This is a genomic window from Actinospineispora spinosispora DSM 44797, assembly GCF_000429025.1.
Taxonomy (GTDB): Bacteria; Actinomycetota; Actinomycetes; order Mycobacteriales; family Pseudonocardiaceae; genus Pseudonocardia; species Pseudonocardia spinosispora.
Map to the genome: position 1 here is coordinate 393,093 of NZ_AUBB01000010.1, position 16,531 is coordinate 409,623.

The 16,531-nt window shown below is 71.1% G+C and carries 15 protein-coding genes; 8 read left to right on the forward strand and 7 right to left on the reverse strand.

Annotated elements, in window-relative coordinates:
* Positions 1 to 48: 48 nt before the first annotated feature.
* Positions 49 to 1,476, forward strand: coding sequence for an MFS transporter (locus tag G406_RS44800; protein ID WP_211241038.1), 1,428 nt, complete (start codon positions 49 to 51; stop codon positions 1,474 to 1,476).
* On the opposite strand, the gene G406_RS0105645 is transcribed toward G406_RS44800, so the two are convergent.
* The 3 genes from G406_RS0105645 to G406_RS0105655 form a co-directional block, all read right to left on the reverse strand.
* On the reverse strand, positions 1,463 to 2,650 hold the full coding sequence (locus tag G406_RS0105645) for an MFS transporter (RefSeq protein WP_051341677.1): 1,188 nt from the start codon (positions 2,648 to 2,650) through the stop codon (positions 1,463 to 1,465). The two genes, G406_RS44800 and G406_RS0105645, sit on opposite strands and share 14 nt — an antisense overlap.
* Positions 2,647 to 3,714: a LacI family DNA-binding transcriptional regulator gene (locus tag G406_RS0105650; protein ID WP_064742847.1), complete on the reverse strand. Its 1,068-nt coding sequence runs from the start codon at positions 3,712 to 3,714 to the stop codon at positions 2,647 to 2,649. The genes G406_RS0105645 and G406_RS0105650 overlap by 4 nt, the downstream gene beginning before the upstream one ends.
* An 84-nt stretch (positions 3,715 to 3,798) precedes the next feature.
* A complete protein-coding gene (locus G406_RS0105655) occupies positions 3,799 to 5,142 on the reverse strand; it encodes a class-II fumarase/aspartase family protein (protein ID WP_211241039.1) in 1,344 nt (447 codons plus the stop codon).
* A gap of 78 nt (positions 5,143 to 5,220) precedes the next feature.
* Between G406_RS0105655 and G406_RS0105660 the strand changes: the two genes are divergently transcribed.
* The 3 genes from G406_RS0105660 to G406_RS0105670 are packed head-to-tail and all read left to right on the forward strand — an operon-like array spanning position 5,221 to position 7,507.
* Positions 5,221 to 5,763 carry a molybdopterin-binding protein gene (locus G406_RS0105660; RefSeq protein ID WP_051341678.1) on the forward strand — a complete coding sequence of 181 codons (543 nt, stop codon included), beginning with the start codon at positions 5,221 to 5,223 and terminating at the stop codon, positions 5,761 to 5,763.
* Positions 5,764 to 5,811: 48 nt separating this feature from the next.
* Positions 5,812 to 6,693 (forward strand): hypothetical protein, encoded by an 882-nt coding sequence (locus G406_RS0105665; RefSeq protein WP_028933085.1) that lies wholly within the window; start codon positions 5,812 to 5,814, stop codon positions 6,691 to 6,693.
* Between the two features lie 43 nt (positions 6,694 to 6,736).
* On the forward strand, positions 6,737 to 7,507 hold the full coding sequence (locus G406_RS0105670; protein ID WP_028933086.1) for an ArsR/SmtB family transcription factor: 771 nt from the start codon (positions 6,737 to 6,739) through the stop codon (positions 7,505 to 7,507).
* On the opposite strand, the gene G406_RS0105675 is transcribed toward G406_RS0105670, so the two are convergent.
* The 3 genes from G406_RS0105675 to G406_RS0105685 form a co-directional block, all read right to left on the reverse strand.
* Complete coding sequence (locus G406_RS0105675; RefSeq protein ID WP_028933087.1) at positions 7,491 to 8,501, reverse strand: CNNM domain-containing protein; 1,011 nt, start codon at positions 8,499 to 8,501, stop codon at positions 7,491 to 7,493. The two genes, G406_RS0105670 and G406_RS0105675, sit on opposite strands and share 17 nt — an antisense overlap.
* The gene (locus G406_RS0105680) at positions 8,498 to 9,853 is read right to left on the reverse strand and encodes a hemolysin family protein (protein WP_028933088.1); all 1,356 of its coding nucleotides are present in this window, start codon (positions 9,851 to 9,853) and stop codon (positions 8,498 to 8,500) included. The genes G406_RS0105675 and G406_RS0105680 overlap by 4 nt, the downstream gene beginning before the upstream one ends.
* A gap of 100 nt (positions 9,854 to 9,953) precedes the next feature.
* Positions 9,954 to 10,766, reverse strand: a complete 813-nt coding sequence (locus G406_RS0105685; protein ID WP_028933089.1) for a crotonase/enoyl-CoA hydratase family protein — start codon at positions 10,764 to 10,766, stop codon at positions 9,954 to 9,956.
* Positions 10,767 to 10,832: 66 nt separating this feature from the next.
* Between G406_RS0105685 and G406_RS0105690 the strand changes: the two genes are divergently transcribed.
* The 4 genes from G406_RS0105690 to G406_RS44810 are packed head-to-tail and all read left to right on the forward strand — an operon-like array spanning position 10,833 to position 14,630.
* Complete coding sequence (locus tag G406_RS0105690) at positions 10,833 to 12,098, forward strand: acyl-CoA dehydrogenase family protein (RefSeq protein WP_028933090.1); 1,266 nt, start codon at positions 10,833 to 10,835, stop codon at positions 12,096 to 12,098.
* 32 nt (positions 12,099 to 12,130) lie between these two features.
* Positions 12,131 to 12,685 (forward strand): TetR/AcrR family transcriptional regulator, encoded by a 555-nt coding sequence (locus G406_RS44805; protein ID WP_037075356.1) that lies wholly within the window; start codon positions 12,131 to 12,133, stop codon positions 12,683 to 12,685.
* Positions 12,682 to 13,614, forward strand: coding sequence for an SMP-30/gluconolactonase/LRE family protein (locus tag G406_RS0105700; RefSeq protein WP_245607018.1), 933 nt, complete (start codon positions 12,682 to 12,684; stop codon positions 13,612 to 13,614). The genes G406_RS44805 and G406_RS0105700 overlap by 4 nt, the downstream gene beginning before the upstream one ends.
* Complete coding sequence (locus G406_RS44810) at positions 13,611 to 14,630, forward strand: phosphotransferase family protein (protein ID WP_037075174.1); 1,020 nt, start codon at positions 13,611 to 13,613, stop codon at positions 14,628 to 14,630. Before G406_RS0105700 ends, G406_RS44810 begins: the two co-directional genes overlap by 4 nt.
* A gap of 611 nt (positions 14,631 to 15,241) precedes the next feature.
* Here the strand turns inward: G406_RS44810 and G406_RS0105710 are convergent.
* The gene (locus G406_RS0105710) at positions 15,242 to 16,387 is read right to left on the reverse strand and encodes an acetyl-CoA C-acetyltransferase (protein ID WP_028933092.1); all 1,146 of its coding nucleotides are present in this window, start codon (positions 16,385 to 16,387) and stop codon (positions 15,242 to 15,244) included.
* Between the last annotated feature and the right edge of the window lie 144 nt (positions 16,388 to 16,531).

Genomic DNA, 16,531 nt, shown 5'->3' on the forward strand with positions numbered 1-16,531 from the left:
GCTTCGACTGTACGCAAATAGTCGTACAGTTGAGGAAGGGAACCCCGCATGTCGCAGACACTGCCGGTCCAGCCGGTCCACCGGAGGCTGGGCTGGACCCTCGCGCTCCTGGCCCTGGGCCAGCTGATCTTCTCGCTGGACCTCAACATCGTGTTCGTCGCGCTTCCGGACATCGGCGCCGACCTGGGCTTCTCCGGCCAGACCCAGCAGTGGGTGGTCAGCGCCTACGTCGTGTTCGCGGGCGGTTTCCTGCTCTTCGGCGGGCGCGCGGCCGATCTGGTCGGCCGGCGCAGGGTGTTCGTGCTCGCACTCGCCATCTATGCGGTGTCCTCGCTGGCCGGCGGGTTGGCGACCACGCCGCTGATGATCGTGGTCGCACGAGCGGTGCAGGGCATCGGCGGGGCGCTGCTGCTGCCCTCGACGCTCGCCCTGATCGGCACGTTGTTCGCGGAGGGCCGTGAACGCAACCGGGCGCTCGCGGTCTGGGGTGGTGCGGGGGCGAGCGGGCTGACGGTCGGCGCGCTCCTTGGCGGGATCCTTACACAGGGTTTCGGCTGGTCGGCGGTGTTCTTCGTCAACGTGCCGCTCGCCGGCGGGGTGGCGCTCGCGGCATTGCTGGTCATCCCGAAGGACGTGCGGGCCCAGGTACGGCGCCGCTTCGACCTGCCTGGTGCGCTCACCGTGACCGGTGGCGCGACGTTGCTGGTCTTCGCACTGGTCCAGGGCCCGGAGCTGGGCTGGGCCTCGCTTCCGGTGGTGCTCGCCGCCGCTCTCGCCGCTCTGCTGCTGGTCGCGTTCGTGATCATCGAGCGACGCAGTGTGGACCCGTTGATGCCGTTCTCGTTGCTGCGCAACCGCAGCCTGGTGTGCGGTGTCGCGGTCACCTTCGTCTTCATGGCGACCTTCGGCGCGCTGCCGTACTTCCTCACCGTGCTGCTGCAGACCGTGCATCATTTCAGCGCGCTTCAGGCGGGCCTGGCGTTCCTGGTGCCGTCGGTGGCGATCGCCAGCGGCACACAGCTCGGTGAACGGATGGTCGCACGCTGGGGGTCGCGCACGACGCTGTTGCTCGCCTTCGGGCTGGGAGTGCTCGGCACCGTTGCGCTGGCCTGGGGTTTCGACGCGCAGCGTGGGTACTGGGCGTTGGTGCCGGGGCTGGTCGTGTCCGGGGTCGGGCAGGGGATCGTCTGGACCGGCATGTGGATCGCCGCCGCCACTGGCGTCGGCCCGGATCAGCAGGGTGTCGCGGCCGGCACCGCGTCGACGACGCTGAACATCGGCAACGCCATCGGCCTCGGTGTGCTGATCGCGGTGGCCAACGCCGGTCTCGCCGGACGGCAGGGTGATCAGCTCGGCGCCGCGTTGGCCGAGGGCGGACGGATCGCGGTGCTGCTCGCCGCCGCGGGCATGGCGCTGGGCGGACTCGTCGTGCTCTTCCTGCTGCGGGACCGTGATCGGACCGCTATTCGGGCGTAGCGACCGGCTCCCCGTCGGGTGGGGCGGTGAGCTGGGGGAGCGCGGCGAGCGCCACGGCCGCCAGCAGCAGTGAGCCACCGGCTACGGCGAAGGCCAGGTTCACCTGCCCGTGGTAGATCGGCAACAGGATCAGCGGGCCGACCGCGGACCCGGTGAAGCGGAACGCCGAGACCCCGGACAGCGCGCCACCCCGGTTCGTCGGGACCGCGCGCACGGTCAGGTTCTGCAGTGACACGTTGAGCAGCGAGGAGGCCACACCGGCCGCGGTCCAGCACAGCGCGAGCGCGACCAGCGAGCCGGTGTGACTCACCGAGGCGACGCAGCCCGCGGTGAGCACCGAGGCGACCACGCCGCACGTCCGGGCGCCCACCTTCTCGGTGAGCCCACCCCAGATGGCGCCGAGCACCAGCCCCGCCACGCCGAAGCCGAGCAGCGCGAAACCGGTGACCTCCGGGTCGAGCCGCAGGTGGTCGGTGCAGTACAGCGCCACGAGGAACGGCAGCGAGACCGCACCGAAGTAGCTGACGAACGCCGCGACGGACAGCAGACCCATCCGGGGGTTGACCAACGGACGCAGCCGGGGAGCGGCCACTCCCCGGCGTGCGCTGCCCGGCGGCGGGGCCAGCGCGAGCAGTGCCGCGGCGACGGCGACGACGAGGAACCCCCATCGCCAGTTCGTGCCCGCCGCGAGACCGCCGATCAACGGGGCGAACGACTGGCCGCCCGCCTGGCAGCTGGTGAAGATGCCGACCGAACGGCTCAGCCGGGCCGTCGGGACCATGTCGGCGAGCCCGGCGAGCAGCAGGGGAGAGGTGAAGGCGTTCGCCGCACCGAGGACGCCGCGCATGCTCAGGAACAGCCAGGCGTCCGGCGCCACCGCGCACACCACGGCCGCCACGAGGTACACCAGGTAGGCGATGAAGACCGTGCGACGGCGTCCCCAGCGTTCGCCGAGTGTCCCGGACACCAGCTGGACCAGCGCGAACGGCACGAAGTAGACCGAGAGCGACAGCGCGGCCGTGCTCACCGAGACACCGAGGGACTGGCCGATCTGCGGCAGCATCGGCGAGACCACCCCGCCACCGAACGGGCCGAGCGCCGCGCCCACGTAGACCGCCGCGATGCGCAGCCGGCCGATCAGCCCCTCGCCGCTGCTCGACGTGCCATCGCTCAACGCGCGGGCTCCACCCGCGGTGTGGTGGTCGACTGACGGAGCACCAGCTCGACCGGGTCGGTGACGACCTCGGTGATGGCCTCCTCGGGACCGCGGCGCGCGAGCAGCTCCAGCGCGCGCCTGCCCAGCTCCTCCAACGGCATCCGAACCGTGGTGAGCCCCGGCACCAGGTGGCTGGCCAGCGGCATGTCGTGCACCGCGACCATGGACAGGTCCCTCGGAACCGACACCCCGTGCGCGTGCGCGGTGTGCAGCGCGCCGACGGCGGAGGCCACGTTGGCGACGAACACGGCGGTGGGCGGCCTAGGGCCGGCGAGCAGCCGCTCGAGCGCGACCGCGCCACCCGAGGGCGTGTAGTCGGCGTGCACGACGAAACCGTCTTCGACCGGCAGGTTCGCGTCGCGCATCGCGCTGAGGTACCCGGCCCTGCGGCGCCGCCCGGTGTCGGCGCCCTCGGGCCCGGCCAGGTGGGCGATGCGCCGGTGCCCGAGCGACACCAGGTGATCGACCGCGAGCCGGCTGCCCCGCTCGTCGTCCAGCACCACGTAGCGCTGCGACCCGGCCAACGTCCGGTTCACCAGGACCCAGGGCACCTCCGCCGTGCGCAGCTGCGCCAGCTCGTGGCCCGACTCCTCGCCCGCGAACAACAACCCGTCCACCCTGCCCTGCCCGAGCAGGTCCAGGTAGTGGCTCAGGCCCAGCCGCACACCCGACGAGCTGGCGGTCATCAGGCCATAGCCGAGCGCACCCGCCGCCGCCTCGGCACCCTTGATGATCTCCGCGTACACCGGGTTGGCGAAGTCGGGGATGAGCAGGCCGAACATGTAGGCACGGTTGGTGCGCAGGCTGCGTGCCGCTGCGTTGGGCCGATAGCCCAGTTTCTCGATGGTGTCCTTGACCCGGCGGCGCGTCTCCGGACGCACGTTCAGCTTCGGGTCGTCGTTGATCACCCGTGACACGACCGAGCGGTCGACCCCGGCCTGCAGCGCCACGTCGTTCAAGGTGACCTTGACCGACCGCACGCGACGCTGCTCCTCTGGCACGACGCTCCGCCCTCCCGTCATGCGGACCACCCCCTGTCGAGGTACCGAAGCAGAGTAGTCGTGACCGGGTCGCGCGGCCCGTCGAGCCGGTTGCGGCTGATCATGTCAGGGTGCCGTACCGGACCACGCGGCGAGTGCGGCGGCCACCGTCGCCCTGGGCCGGCCGAGGTAGGAGTCCGGCGTCAGCTCGCCGTCGACCGTCCCGCGCAGGTGGTCCGGCAGGTGCGGCGCGAGCGTCTCGGCGAGGGGAGCCCCGGTCGCCCTGCAGCGCTGAACAGCCGCGTAGACGACATCGTGCGCGCGTTCCCTGCCCAGCGCCGGGGCCAACCGCATCATGTACGCCTCGGCCATCACCAGACCACCGTCCGCGCGCAGGTTGTCCCGCATCGCCTCGGGGAAGACCTGCAGCCCTTGCGCGGTCGACGCACAGGTCCGCAGGGCGCCCGCGCACAGACAGACCAGCTGGGGCAGCACCTGCCACTCGATCTGCCACTCACCGGCGGCCCTCTCGTGGCCGGCCTCCATGGCGCGGAACAACGCCGAGCTGAGCGCACCCGCCGTACCCGCCATGCCGATCACGGCCTCGGACTCGATCGGGTTGACCTTCTGCGGCATCGTCGACGAGGCGCCCCGGTGATGGCCGGCGGCCTCGGCCACCTCCGCGATCTCGGTCCGTGACAGGTCGACGACCTCACGGGCGAAGCGCGCGCAGGTCGCCGCGACGAGCGCGCAGACCAGCCCGAACTCGGCGAGACAGTCGCGCGCGACGTGCCAGGGGACCTCGGTGCTGGTGAGACCGAGCAGCTGCGCGACCCGGCCGCGCAGCGCGGCGGCCTGGTCACCGTACGCGGCCGACGTGCCGCCTGCCCCGAACAGCGACACCACACCGGCGCGTGACCGGGCGGCGGTGAGGCGCTCGTGGTGCCGGGCCAGCTCGGCGAGGTAGGAGGCGAGCTTGGCGCCGAACGTGGTCGGTACCGCCTGCAGCGCGTGGGTCCGGCCCGCGATGACGGTGTCCTGATGTCGCAGTGCGAGTTCGGCGAGTGCGTCGCCGAGGCGGGTGAGTAGCTCGGCGAGCCGTGTCCCGGACTCGGCCAGCTGGAGCGCGAGACCGGTGTCCATGATGTCCTGCGTGGTCGCGCCGTAGTGCAGATGGCCCCGGTGTTCCTCGGGTAGCGCCTCGTCCAGCTGACGCACGAGCGACAGGATCGGGTAGCCGACCGTGCGGGCCTCGCGCCACAGCCGCTCGGTGTCGATGTGTTCGGGGACGGCCACGTCGACGATGGCCGCCGCGTCCTCGGCCCGCAGGACACCCAGTTCGGCCTGTGCCGTGGCCAGCGCGGCCTCGACGCGGAGCCACGAGTGGATCGTCGCATCCTCGGACCACAGCCGATCGGTCTTGCGATCGCCGTGCAGCCCGAGCAACATCTCGAAGCGGTGTGGAAGCACGGGCGCCTCCTGGCGGTCCTCGACGATCGCTCAATCGATTGCCCGAAAACTCTACCCCGAGAATCTAGACTTGGCGCCATGCCGCGAATTCGGTTCCTGCTCCCCGCCCTGCTGGTGTGTGCGGTCGTCCCGCTGGCGGGTTGTGCCACCGCGTCCGCTCCCGCCCCGCCCCAGGCGCAGACCTCGGCTCCGCCGCGCCCCGGCGAGGTGCTGCTCACCGGCGCCGTGACGAGGCCCGGAGTGCTCACCCGCGAGGCGCTGGCGGCCATGCCGAGCCAGACGGTCTCGGTCACGTTCGGCACGGACCGGGGCAGCGAGCAGCACACCGAGGTGGGGGTCCCGCTGGCCACCGTGATCGACCAGGCCGGCCCGGTCACCACCCCGGGCGTCAAGCACGACGTGCTCTCCACCGGCGTGCTGGTCGTCGGCGCCGACGGTTACCGCGCACTCGTCTCCTACGGCGAGATGTCACCGGGGTTCGGTCACGCCGTGGTCCTGCTGGCCACGACCCAGGACGGCAGGCCGCTGGACCGGCCGAGGCTGGTCCTGCCCGGTGACGTCAAGGGCGGTCGGTACGTCTCCGACATCGTCCGGCTGGAGGTCATCCATCCCGGGGGTTGACCGATTCGTTCAAGACGACGTCCCCCGCCCGAGGGCAGGATCATGCCCATGACGTTCGATCTCGCCTCGGCCACCCGATTCATGACGACCCACGCACGACTGCTGGAACGGCGGCGATTCGATCTGCTCACCGGCGAGGGCGACGCAGACGCCGTCCACCGGGCGCTGGACGCCTATCGCAACGCCGACGGCGGGTTCGGCTGGGGTTTCGAGCCCGACCTGCGCAGCCCGGAGAGCCAGCCGGTCGGAGCGTTGCACGCGCTGGAGGTTCTGGAGGAGACCGGTGGTTCGACCGGTCCGTTGAGCGACTGGCTGGCCTCGATCACCCTCGCGGACGGCGGGCTGCCGTTCGCCCTCCCGGTCCGGCAGCCGGTCGGATCGGCCCCCTGGTGGGTCGGTGCCGACCCGATGGAGTCCTCACTGCACCTGACGAGCGTGATCGTCGCGCTGGCGCACCGCGTCGCGCGACACGACGCCGAGCTGCGCGCGCACCCGTGGTTGGCCCGCTCGACCGAGTACTGCTGGCGGGCGATCACCGCCATGCAGAAGCCGGAGTCGACCTACGAGCTGAAGAACGTGCTGTGGTTCCTGGACTCGATCGCCGGGAGCAGGCCCGACGCCGTCGTCGAGCTGGAGCGGGTGCTGGCCTGGGTCCCGGAGGACGGAGTCCGTGCGGTCGAGGGTGGCGTCGAGGGTGAGGTCATGCACCCGCTGGACTTCTCGCCGTGGCCGGACGGCCCGCTGAGGTCCCGGATGAACACGGCGATCATCGAGCCGGACCTGGTGCGCCTGGCCGGGCTGCAGCGGGCCGACGACGGTGGCTGGACGGTCAACTTCGCGTCGCAGACCGAGGCGGCCGCCCTGGAGTGGCGCGGCTACGCGACGGTCGGGGCGGTCAAGATCCTGCACGATCACGGCATCAACGGCTGACGATTCGGTGTGCGCCGAAGTGTCGCCGGGCTAGCGTTGGGGCATGTCCTCACCGGAGCCCGTGGTCGGCGATGTCGAGATCTCCGAGGTGGGGGCGTTGCTCGCGGACCGCGCCCGGTGCCGGGTGCTCATGGCGCTGCACGACGGGCGCGCGCTGCCGGCCAGCGTGCTGGCCGACGAGGCCGGGGTGTCCCGCTCCACCGCGAGCGGGCACCTCGGCAAGCTCACCGACGCCGGACTGCTGACCGTCGAGGCGCACGGGCGGCACCGGTACTACCGGCTGGCCGGCGACCAGGTCGGGGAGCTGTTGGAGAAGCTCATGGCGCTGGCGCCGCCCCGCCCGGTGCGCTCACTGCGGGAGGGCACCCGCGCCGCACAGCTGCGCACCGCCCGGACCTGCTACGACCACCTGGCCGGTCGGCTGGGGGTCGAGCTGATGGCGGCGCTGCTGCGAGACGGGTGCCTTGCCGGGGGCGACGGACAGTTCCGACTGCGCAGCGCCGACCGGGACCGCGTGTCGGCGTACGGCCGGGACGTGGACTACACCGTGACCCCGCGCGGCTGGGAGTTCCTGGACACCGCCGGCATCCGGGTGCCGAAGGGCAACCGGCGGCTCGTCCGCTACTGCGTGGACTGGAGCGAGCAGCGGCACCACCTGGCCGGGCAGCTCGGACGTGCGCTGCTCGACCACTTCCTCGACCACTCGTGGGTCGAACGCCGGGCCGTCGGCCGGGGCGTGCGGGTCACGCGGGAGGGTCGCGCGGCGCTCGCCGACGTGTTCTCCGTGGACTGGGCGACTACCCGCGCCGGGTAGACCGCAACGGCAACAGCTCCAGCATGTCGCTGAGGGTCACCATGCCGACGACCTCGTCACCGTCGCGTACGAGAGCGAGATGGCTGCGGTCCCGGCGCATCGTGCTGATCGCCACGTGCAGCGGACTGTCCGCCGACACCTGCGCCACCGGACGCATCAGCTCGGCGGCGGTGCTCGCGGCGGGCGCGGCAAGGGCGTCCCGGACGTGCACCACACCGATCGGGTCGTCCCCGTCGCACACGACGAGCCTCAGGTGGCCGCTGTCCGTCGCGGTCCTTCTGATCGTCTCGACGCCGCTGCCGCGCTGCACCGTCACCATCGTGTTCCTCGGCCGGGCGTGGTCGCGCAACGGTTGTGAGTGCAGGTCCAGCGCGGCCCCGAGGGCCGCGCCCCGCCGGGCGTCCAGCGCACCGGTCCGGGTCGAATGCTCCACCAACACCCGCAGCTCGCCGGGGGTCAGCCCGGAGGAGACCTCGTCCACCGGGGTGACCCCGAACCGGCGCAGGCAGCGGTTGGCCATGCCGTTCAGCAGCACCAGCAGCGGCCGGGTCGCCGCGATGAAGACGCGGATCGGGATGGCCAGCAGCATCGCGGACCGCTCGGGTGCGGTGATCGCCCACGACTTGGGTGCCATCTCGCCGACGACCAGATGCACGAACGTGACCACGGCGAGTGCCAGCACGAACGACACCGCCTCCACCGCGGGCTCGGGAAGCCCGGTCGCGCCGACGAGCGGGAGCAGCAGGTCGTGCACCGCCGGCTTGGTGATGGCGCCGAGCGCCACCGTGCACAACGTGATGCCCAGCTGGGCGGCCGCCAGCAGCAGGGACATCTCGCGCGCGCTGCGCAGCGCGGCGCGGGCCGAGGCGCTCGTCGGCGCGGCCTCCGCGATCCGGTGGCGCCGCGCCGCGACCAGCCCGAACTCGGCGGCGACGAAGAACGCGCTCAGCGCGATGATCGCGGCGGACAGCGCGAGCGCGAGTCCGGTGCTCATCGGTGCGCCACCTGTTCGGTGAGTGACAGGTGCACCTCGGCCGGAACGTGGCGTCCGAGCCGGTGGACCCGTGCGGAGAGCCGTACATCGGGCTCCTCGGAACCGGCGGGCGCGGTCAGGGTCAGCGCGACCGTGTCGCCGACCTCCGGCAGACGGCCCAGCTCGGCGATCACCAGGCCCGCGACCGTCTGGTAGTCGCCGTCGGGCAGGCGCCTGCCGACGAGCCGTTGGGCCTCGTCGAGCGGCATCGTCGCGTCGACCAGCCAACCGCCGGAGTCACCTCGGTGCAGCACGGCGGCCCGCTCGGGGTCGTGCTCGTCGGTGATCTCACCGACCAGCTCCTCCGCGAGGTCCTCCGCTGTGACCACGCCGGCCAGCCCGCCGTACTCGTCGAGTACGCAGGCCAGTTCGACACCCTCGGCGCCCAACCGGTCCAGCACGGCATCCAACGGCAGGGAGGAGGGCACGAGCACGGCGGGCCGCGCGACGTCCCGGGCGGTGAGCGCCGCCAGGTCGTGGTCGTCGAGTGCCAGCACATCGCGCAGGGCCAGCACGCCCACGACGTCGTCCGCGTCACGGCCCAGCACGGGCAGTCGTGACGGGCCGGAGATCAGGATCTCCAGTGCCCCGCTGATCGGTTCGTCGGCGGACACGGTGCGCACCGAGGTGCGCGGGGTCATGGCGTGCTCGACCGTGCGGCGCTGGAAGTCCAGCACCCGCTCCAGCAGCACGGACAGCTCCGCCGGCAGCTGGCCGCTCTGCCGGGACTCCACGAGGATGTGCTCCAGGTCCCGTGCGGTCGCGGCGTGCTCGACGTCGTGCACCGGCTCGATCCGCAGCGCCTTGAGCAGCAGCGTGCAGGCCTGGTCGAACAGCCGGATCAGCCAGCCGAACAGCGCGAGATACGCCGTGGTCGAGCGGGCCAGCCATCGCGCCGTGCCGTCCGGACGGGCGATGGCGAGGTTCTTCGGCAGGAGCTCGCCGAACACCATCTGCACGAGGGTCGCGAACAGCAGCGCGACGGCGATGCCCAGCGCGACACCGGTCGAGGGCGCGATGCCGACGCCTTCCAGGAGCGCGCCCAGGCTCTCCCCGATGAGCGGCTCGGCCAGGTAGCCGACCAGCAGACCGGTGACGGTGATGCCCAGCTGCGCGCCGGACAGCATGAACGAGGTCCGGGTGGTGACGCGCAGTGCCCGCGCCGAGGACGCGTCGCCGGCCGAGGCCTGTGCGGTCAATCGGGAGCGGTCCACCGCGAGGTAGGCGAACTCCTGAGCCACGAAGTACCCGGTCAGCGCCGTGAGTACCAGGACGAGTCCGACGCCGAGAGCGATGCTGACGAGAGCGCTCATCGCGCTCTCCTGGGACTTCGGGAGAGGTCCATGATCCTTTTCTGTCGGCGGGGCCGTCCGGGACGGTCACCGGCTCAACGAGCGACGGAAGTGAAAAGTTTCAGTCCGTGAAACGTGGCTCGCGCTTCTCGAAAGCCGCGGTGACCGCCTCGACCTGGTTCGGGCTGCCGATGAGTGCGCCGATCTCCTCCTGCTCGGCGGCGAACCCGGTCTCCAGGTTCACCCGCCCGGCCATGTCCAGCAGCCGCTTCGTCGCGCGCACGGCGTGCGGGCTGCGTGCCGCGATCGACAGCGCGAGCTCCATGGCGGCCTTGTGCGGGTCGTCGTCGGTCCGGGTCGCCAGACCGAGTGCCACCGCCTCGGTCCCGCTCACCTTGCGGCCGGTCAGGGTCAGCTCCTTGGCGACGTCGCGGCCGACGAGCTCGGGGAGAACCTGCGTGCCGGTCATGTCCGGGATGAGGCCCCACTTGATCTCGAGCACGGACAGCACGGCGTCCGGCGCGACGATGCGGATGTCCGCGCCCAACGCGATCTGCAGCCCACCACCGAGCGCGTGGCCGGTCACCGCCGCGATCACCGGGACCGCCAGCTGCGCCCAGACGTACGCGGCGCGTTGCCCGGTGGCCCGCGCCGGCCCGTCACCTTCGGGCAACTGTGCGCTCGCCGACAGCCGCTTCCCTTCCCGCATCGCCTGGAACGAGCCGAAGTCGAGACCGGCGCAGAAGTCCGGCGCGGTACCGGACAGGACCACCGCGCGGACCGACGGATCGTGCTTCAGCTGCTCACCCGTGGTGACGAGCGCGCTGAACATGGCGGGGTCGAGCGCGTTGCGCTTCGCGGGGCGGTCGAGCCGGACGTCGGCGACGCCATCGACGATCTCGACCCGGACGCGATGTTCGTCTGCTGTTGTCACAGCCGTCCCACTTCCCTCGGAGACAATTGAATGCAATTCTAGCTGAACGATCGTTTAGGAGGTTCCGTGGATTTCGAACTGCCCGGTGAGCTGACCCGCGTGCTCGCCGACCTGGATGCGTTCATCGACGCCGAGATCAGACCACTGCAGGCCCAGGATGACAACGAGCGGTTCTTCGACCACCGCCGTGAGTGGGCGCGCACCGACTTCGAGGCGGGCGGCACGCCACGCCACGAGTGGGAGGAGCTGCTCGGCGAGATGGTCAGGCGGGCCGACCGGGCCGGCTGGCTGCGCTACGGCCTGCCCAAGGAGGTCGGCGGCTCGGGCGGGTCGAACCTCGACATGGCGGTGATCCGGGAGCACCTCGCGCACAAGGGACTCGGCCTGCACAACGACCTGCAGAACGAGTCGTCGGTCGTCGGCAACTTCCCGTTCGCGCACATGCTCCTGGGCTTCGGCAGCCCGGAACAGCTCGACGAGCTGATGGAGCCCATGCTCACGAAACAGCGGCAGATCGGGTTCGGGCTGACCGAGCCGGACCACGGCAGCGACGCGACCTGGATGGAGACCACCGGAGTCCGCGACGGTGACGACTGGATCCTCAACGGCGTGAAGCGGTTCAACTCCGGGATGCACTCGGCGACCGACGACGTCATCTTCGCGCGCACCTCCGGCGAGGACGGCGACGCCAGGGGCATCACCGCCTTCATCGTCCCGGTCGAGGCCCCCGGGTTCTCGGTGGACTTCCACTGGTGGACGCTCAACATGCCCACCGACCACGCGGAGGTCACCCTGCGTGATGTCCGGGTCCCGCACAGTGCCATTCTTGGCGACGAGGGCGGGGGGCTCGCGGTGGCGCAGACGTTCGTGCACGAGAACCGGATTCGGCAGGCAGCCTCCGGTGTGGGTGCCGCGCAGTACTGCATCGACCGCAGCGTCGCCTACGCGCGGGAACGCAAGACCTTCGGACAACCGCTCGCCACCCGTCAGGCGATCCAGTGGCCGCTCGTGGAGCTGCAGACCGAGGCCGAGCTGGTGCGCGGCCTGGTCCGCAAAACGGCCTGGGAGCTGGACCGCGTGCCGCACATGCAGATCAGTGACAAGGTGTCCATGTGCAACTACCGGGCGAACAGGTTGGTGTGCGACGCCGCCGACCGCGCCATGCAGGTGCACGGAGGACTCGGATACAGCAGACACACCCCGTTCGAACACATCTACCGCCACCATCGCCGCTACCGGATCACCGAGGGCGCCGAAGAGGTCCAGATTCGGAAGGTCGCCGCGTACCTGTTCGGATTCGCCGGGCCGCGCAAGGTCCGCAAGGGGGACTGAGAGTGCCAACACATGGTGTGCCGGGTGACACGATGATCATCGAGGCATCCATCGCCGTGATGGCCGAGCACGGCTATCACGGCACCTCCGTGCGGGACATCGCGGAACGTGCCGGGCTGAGCCCGGCAGCCCTGTACCACCATTTCGCCTCCAAGCAGGAGGTGCTCGCCACGATCATGGAACGGGGCATCGACACCCTGCTGGCGCGGACCGCCGAGGCGCTGCGGCAGGCGGGTGAGAGCCCCACCGCGCGGCTGAGCGCACTGGTCGAGGTCCAGGTGCTGTTCCATCTGGAGGACCAGTCGGGCACCCTGCTGGGCACGTCCGAGCTGCGTGCGCTCGAGGAACCGGTGCGCGGCAAGCACATCGCGAAACGCAACGCACAGCAGCGCATGTTCGACGAGGTCATCGCCGACGGGGTGCGCAGCGGCGTGTTCCACACCCCCATCCCGAAGGAGGCGTCGAGAGCGATCGTGGTCATGTCGACAGGTGTCGCGAGCTGGTTCTCCCCGGACGGTCCGGCGACCAGGGACGAGATGGTGTGCCGCTACCAGCGGCTCGCACTGGACATGTTGGGGGCTTCATGACAGCGCCGATGCAGGTGGTCACGTCCGGGCTGGGCTTCCCCGAGGGGCCGATCGCGATGGGGGACGGCTCGGTGGTGCTGGTGGAGATCCAGCGCCGCACCCTGTCCCGGGTCCTGCCGGACCGGACGATCGAAGTGATCGCCCACCTCGGCGGCGGCCCCAACGGGGCGGCGATCGGACCGGACGGCGCGGTGTACGTCTGCAACAACGGCGGGTTCGAGTGGCACGAGCGGGACGGCGTCACCGCCCCCGGCGGGCAGCCCGACGACTACATCGGCGGACGGATCCAGCGGGTGACACTCGACGGTGAGGTCACCGACCTGTACACCGAGGTCGACGGGCGCGGGCTGCGCGGGCCGAACGACATCGTGTTCGACACCGACGGCGGCTTTTGGTTCACCGACCTGGGTAAACGCCGTGAGCGGGACAGCGACACCGGAGCGCTGTACTACGCGACCCCGGACGGCCGGTCGATCACCGAGGTCGTGCACCCGCTCACCACACCCAACGGCGTCGGGCTGTCCCCGGACGGCTCGCGGCTGTACGTCGCGGAGACCGGGCCCGGCCGGGTGTGGGAGTGGGAGGTGACCGGGCCGGGGAAGCTGGGTCCGCTGGGTGGCCTGCCACGCAGCCCCGGAGGTGCCGGGCTGTTGCACGGTTTCGACGGTTTCCAGCTGCTCGACTCCCTCGCGGTCGACGGTGAGGGCAACGTGTGTGTCGCGACCCTGGTCACCGGGGCGGTGAGCGTCATCGCTCCGGACGGCACGCTGCTGCGGCAGGTCGCTGTGCCGGATCCGGACGAGTACGTGACCAACATCTGCTTCGCCGGCGCGGGCTCACGGACCGCGTGGATCACCTCGTCCGGTCGTGGGCTGCTGTATTCGACCGAGTGGCACTGCGCCGGCCTCGACCTGGCGTTCACCGCGTGAGCGCCGGGATCGACGCCGCCGGGGTGAGCGCCTGGCTGGCCGAGAACGTGCCGTCCGTCGCGCTGCCGGTCCAGTTCAGGCTGGTCGCGGGCGGCCGGTCGAACCTGACCTACCTGCTCACCGACGCCTCGGGCGATCGGTTCGCGTTGCGTCGGCCGCCGACCGGGGGCGTGCTGAGCACCGCGCACGACATGGGTCGGGAGTGGCGCTTCATCGCGGCGCTCGAACCGACCGACGTGCCGGTGCCCCGGCCGGTCGCGTTCTGCGCCGACCCGGAGGTGACCGGGGCGCAGTTCTACCTGATGGGCTTCGTGGACGGGCTCGTGCTCGCCGACGACGACGCCGGCCTGCGGCTCGCCGAGCCGGCGCGGGCCCGGGCGGGGGAGCAGGTCGTCGAGACCCTGGTCCGGTTGCACCGGGTCGACCCGACGGCCGTCGGGCTGGGCGACACCGTCCGCTCCACCGGGTACGTGCAGCGCCAGCTGCGTCGCTGGCACCGGCAGGTCCGCTCGTCCGGAGTGTCCTATCTGGCGCTGCTGGACGAGGTGCACGACCTGCTGGCCGCGCGGGTGCCCGGCCAGAGCGACGGAATCGTGCACGGCGACTTCCGGCCCGGCAACATGTCGTTCGGGCCGGACGGCACGGTGCTGGCGGTCTTCGACTGGGAGCTGGCGACCTCGGGCGACCCGCTGGCCGACCTCGGTTGGCTCGTGTCGACCTGGCAGGAGCCCGGTGACGAGATTCCGGGGACGACCGCCGGCCCGAGCGCCGTGCCCGGCTTCCCGAGCCGGGACGACCTGGTCGACCACTACGCGAAGCTGTCCGGACGCGACGTGTCGGACCTGCCGTACTTCGTCGCGTTCTCCCGCTGGCGTTCGGCCTGCATCGTGGCCGGTGTCGCCGCGCGCTACCAGGCGGGCGTCATGGGCGACGACGGCTACGCCGACGAGGCCCGCACCAGAGCCGCCCAGGCCGAACACCTGGTGGAAGCAGCACGGGAAACCCTGCGCACGTAGCCCCGCGAGTCGGGCACCTCAGCACCGCGAGTCGGGCACGTCAGCACCGCGAGTCGGGCACCTCAGCACCGCGAGTCGGGCGTGTGGGCACGGCGAGTCGGGTTCTGCGGTCCACCGTGCGAGACGCCCGTGCATCGGCCGCCGGCATGGGCGGGTGTCCTCTCCTGTGCTGCGTCGAACAGTGCCGGGTTGGCTTCCCCGCTGGCCATCGAGTGTGCTTGGCGTGGCCGCCCGCTCTCAACCCCCGGCTGGCGCCGGCCTCGCGCGGGTTCCTGGTTGTACGGGTTCGGGGGCGAGGTTTCAGGGTTGACAGCGGGCGGCCACGCCAAGTGCTGGCCAGGATCGCGGGGATGGGGGCAGTGTGCGTGCACGCTCCTCGTGGTGGCGAGCCGATGGCGCTTTTCTTGCGCATCGGGCTGCGCCCTCGCGCGTTGCAGACCGTCCCTGTGGCCCCTGTGGCCCCTGTGTCCCAAGGTCCCCTTGGTCTCGGTGGTCACCTTGGTCACGCGTCGCAGAGCTTTGTGTCGCGTCGCAGATGTTGCAGCGTCTGCGACGCGACATGAGCCTCTGCGAGGTGCTCTCGCGTGTTGCTTGTGTGGCTAGTGGGGCATTCAGACGCGCTCGATGATGGTGGCGTTGGCCTGGCCGCCGCCCTCGCACATCGACTGCAGGCCGTAGCGGCCGCCGGTGCGGCGCAGCTCGTAGACCAGCTTGGTCGCCAGGATCGCGCCGGTGGCACCCAGCGGGTGGCCCAGCGCGATCGCGCCGCCGTTGATGTTGGTCTTGTCCAGCGACGCGCCGGTCTCCCGGGCCCAGGCCAGCACTACGGGCGCGAACGCCTCGTTGATCTCGAACGCGTCGATGTCGTCGATGCTCAGGCCGGACCGCTTGAGCGCGGCCTGGGTCGCCGGGATCGGGCCGGTCAGCATGTACACCGGGTCGTCGCCGACGACGGTCAGCGTGTGCACGCGGGCCAGCGGGGTCAGGTTGTGGGTACGGACGGCCTCCTCGGAGGCGACCAGCAGCGCCCCGGCGCCGACAGAGATCTGGCTGGCCACCGCGGCGGTGACGTCCCAGCCCTCGCGCAGCGGAGCCAGACCGGCCATCTTCTCCAGCGACGTGTCGCGGCGCGCGCCCTCGTCGACCTCGAGACCGTCGACCGGCGCGATCTGCTCGGTGAACCGGCCCTCGTCGATCGCGGTCACGGCCCGCTGGTGGCTCTGCAGCGCGAACTCCTCGAGCTCCTGGCGCTTGATGCCCCACTTCTCGCAGATCAGCTGCGCGCCGCGGAACTGGGAGATCTCCTGGTCGCCGTAGCGGTCCTGCCAGCCCTTGTTCCTGGTCGGGCTCGCGCCGAGCTCCTTGACCATCGTGCGGTTGGCGTCGATCGGCACCATGGCCATGTTCTCGACACCCGCCGCGACCACGAGGTCCTGCGTACCGGACATGACACCCTGCGCCGCGAAGTGCAGTGCCTGCTGCGACGAACCGCACTGGCGGTCGATCGTCACACCGGGAACGCTCTCCGGCAGCCCGGCGGACAGCCACGCGGTTCGCGCGATGTCGCCCGCCTGCGGGCCCATCGCATTGACGCAGCCCATGATCACGTCTTCGACGGCGGCCGGGTCGACCCCGGTGCGCTCGACCAGTTCGCGCAGTACGTGTGCGCCCAGGTCGGCTGAGTGCGAGCCCGCCAGAGCACCCTTGCGAGTGCCTACCGGTGTCCGCACCGCACCGACGATGTATGCCTCGGCCACCTGAAGTCTCCCGTTCATCGCGTCATCGCGGTTCGACGATTGCCTAACAACCGTACGCCCGATTATTGAATCTCCGAGCGAAATGTGACGCGTCCTATGGTTATCTACTGAACGATCGATCACCACAGAGCAGTGTCCGACCGA

Excerpts from the sequence above, each read along its gene's own strand:
- G406_RS44800 (WP_211241038.1), top strand. The coding sequence starts at position 49 with ATGTCGCAGACACTGCCGGTCCAGCCGGTCCACCGGAGGCTGGGCTGG.
- G406_RS0105650 (WP_064742847.1), bottom strand. The coding sequence starts at position 3,714 with ATGACGGGAGGGCGGAGCGTCGTGCCAGAGGAGCAGCGTCGCGTGCGG.
- G406_RS0105660 (WP_051341678.1), top strand. The coding sequence starts at position 5,221 with ATGCCGCGAATTCGGTTCCTGCTCCCCGCCCTGCTGGTGTGTGCGGTC.
- G406_RS0105665 (WP_028933085.1), top strand. The coding sequence starts at position 5,812 with ATGACGTTCGATCTCGCCTCGGCCACCCGATTCATGACGACCCACGCA.
- G406_RS0105670 (WP_028933086.1), top strand. The coding sequence starts at position 6,737 with ATGTCCTCACCGGAGCCCGTGGTCGGCGATGTCGAGATCTCCGAGGTG.
- G406_RS0105675 (WP_028933087.1), bottom strand. The coding sequence starts at position 8,501 with ATGAGCACCGGACTCGCGCTCGCGCTGTCCGCCGCGATCATCGCGCTG.
- G406_RS0105680 (WP_028933088.1), bottom strand. The coding sequence starts at position 9,853 with ATGAGCGCTCTCGTCAGCATCGCTCTCGGCGTCGGACTCGTCCTGGTA.
- G406_RS44805 (WP_037075356.1), top strand. The coding sequence starts at position 12,131 with ATGATCATCGAGGCATCCATCGCCGTGATGGCCGAGCACGGCTATCAC.
- G406_RS0105700 (WP_245607018.1), top strand. The coding sequence starts at position 12,682 with ATGACAGCGCCGATGCAGGTGGTCACGTCCGGGCTGGGCTTCCCCGAG.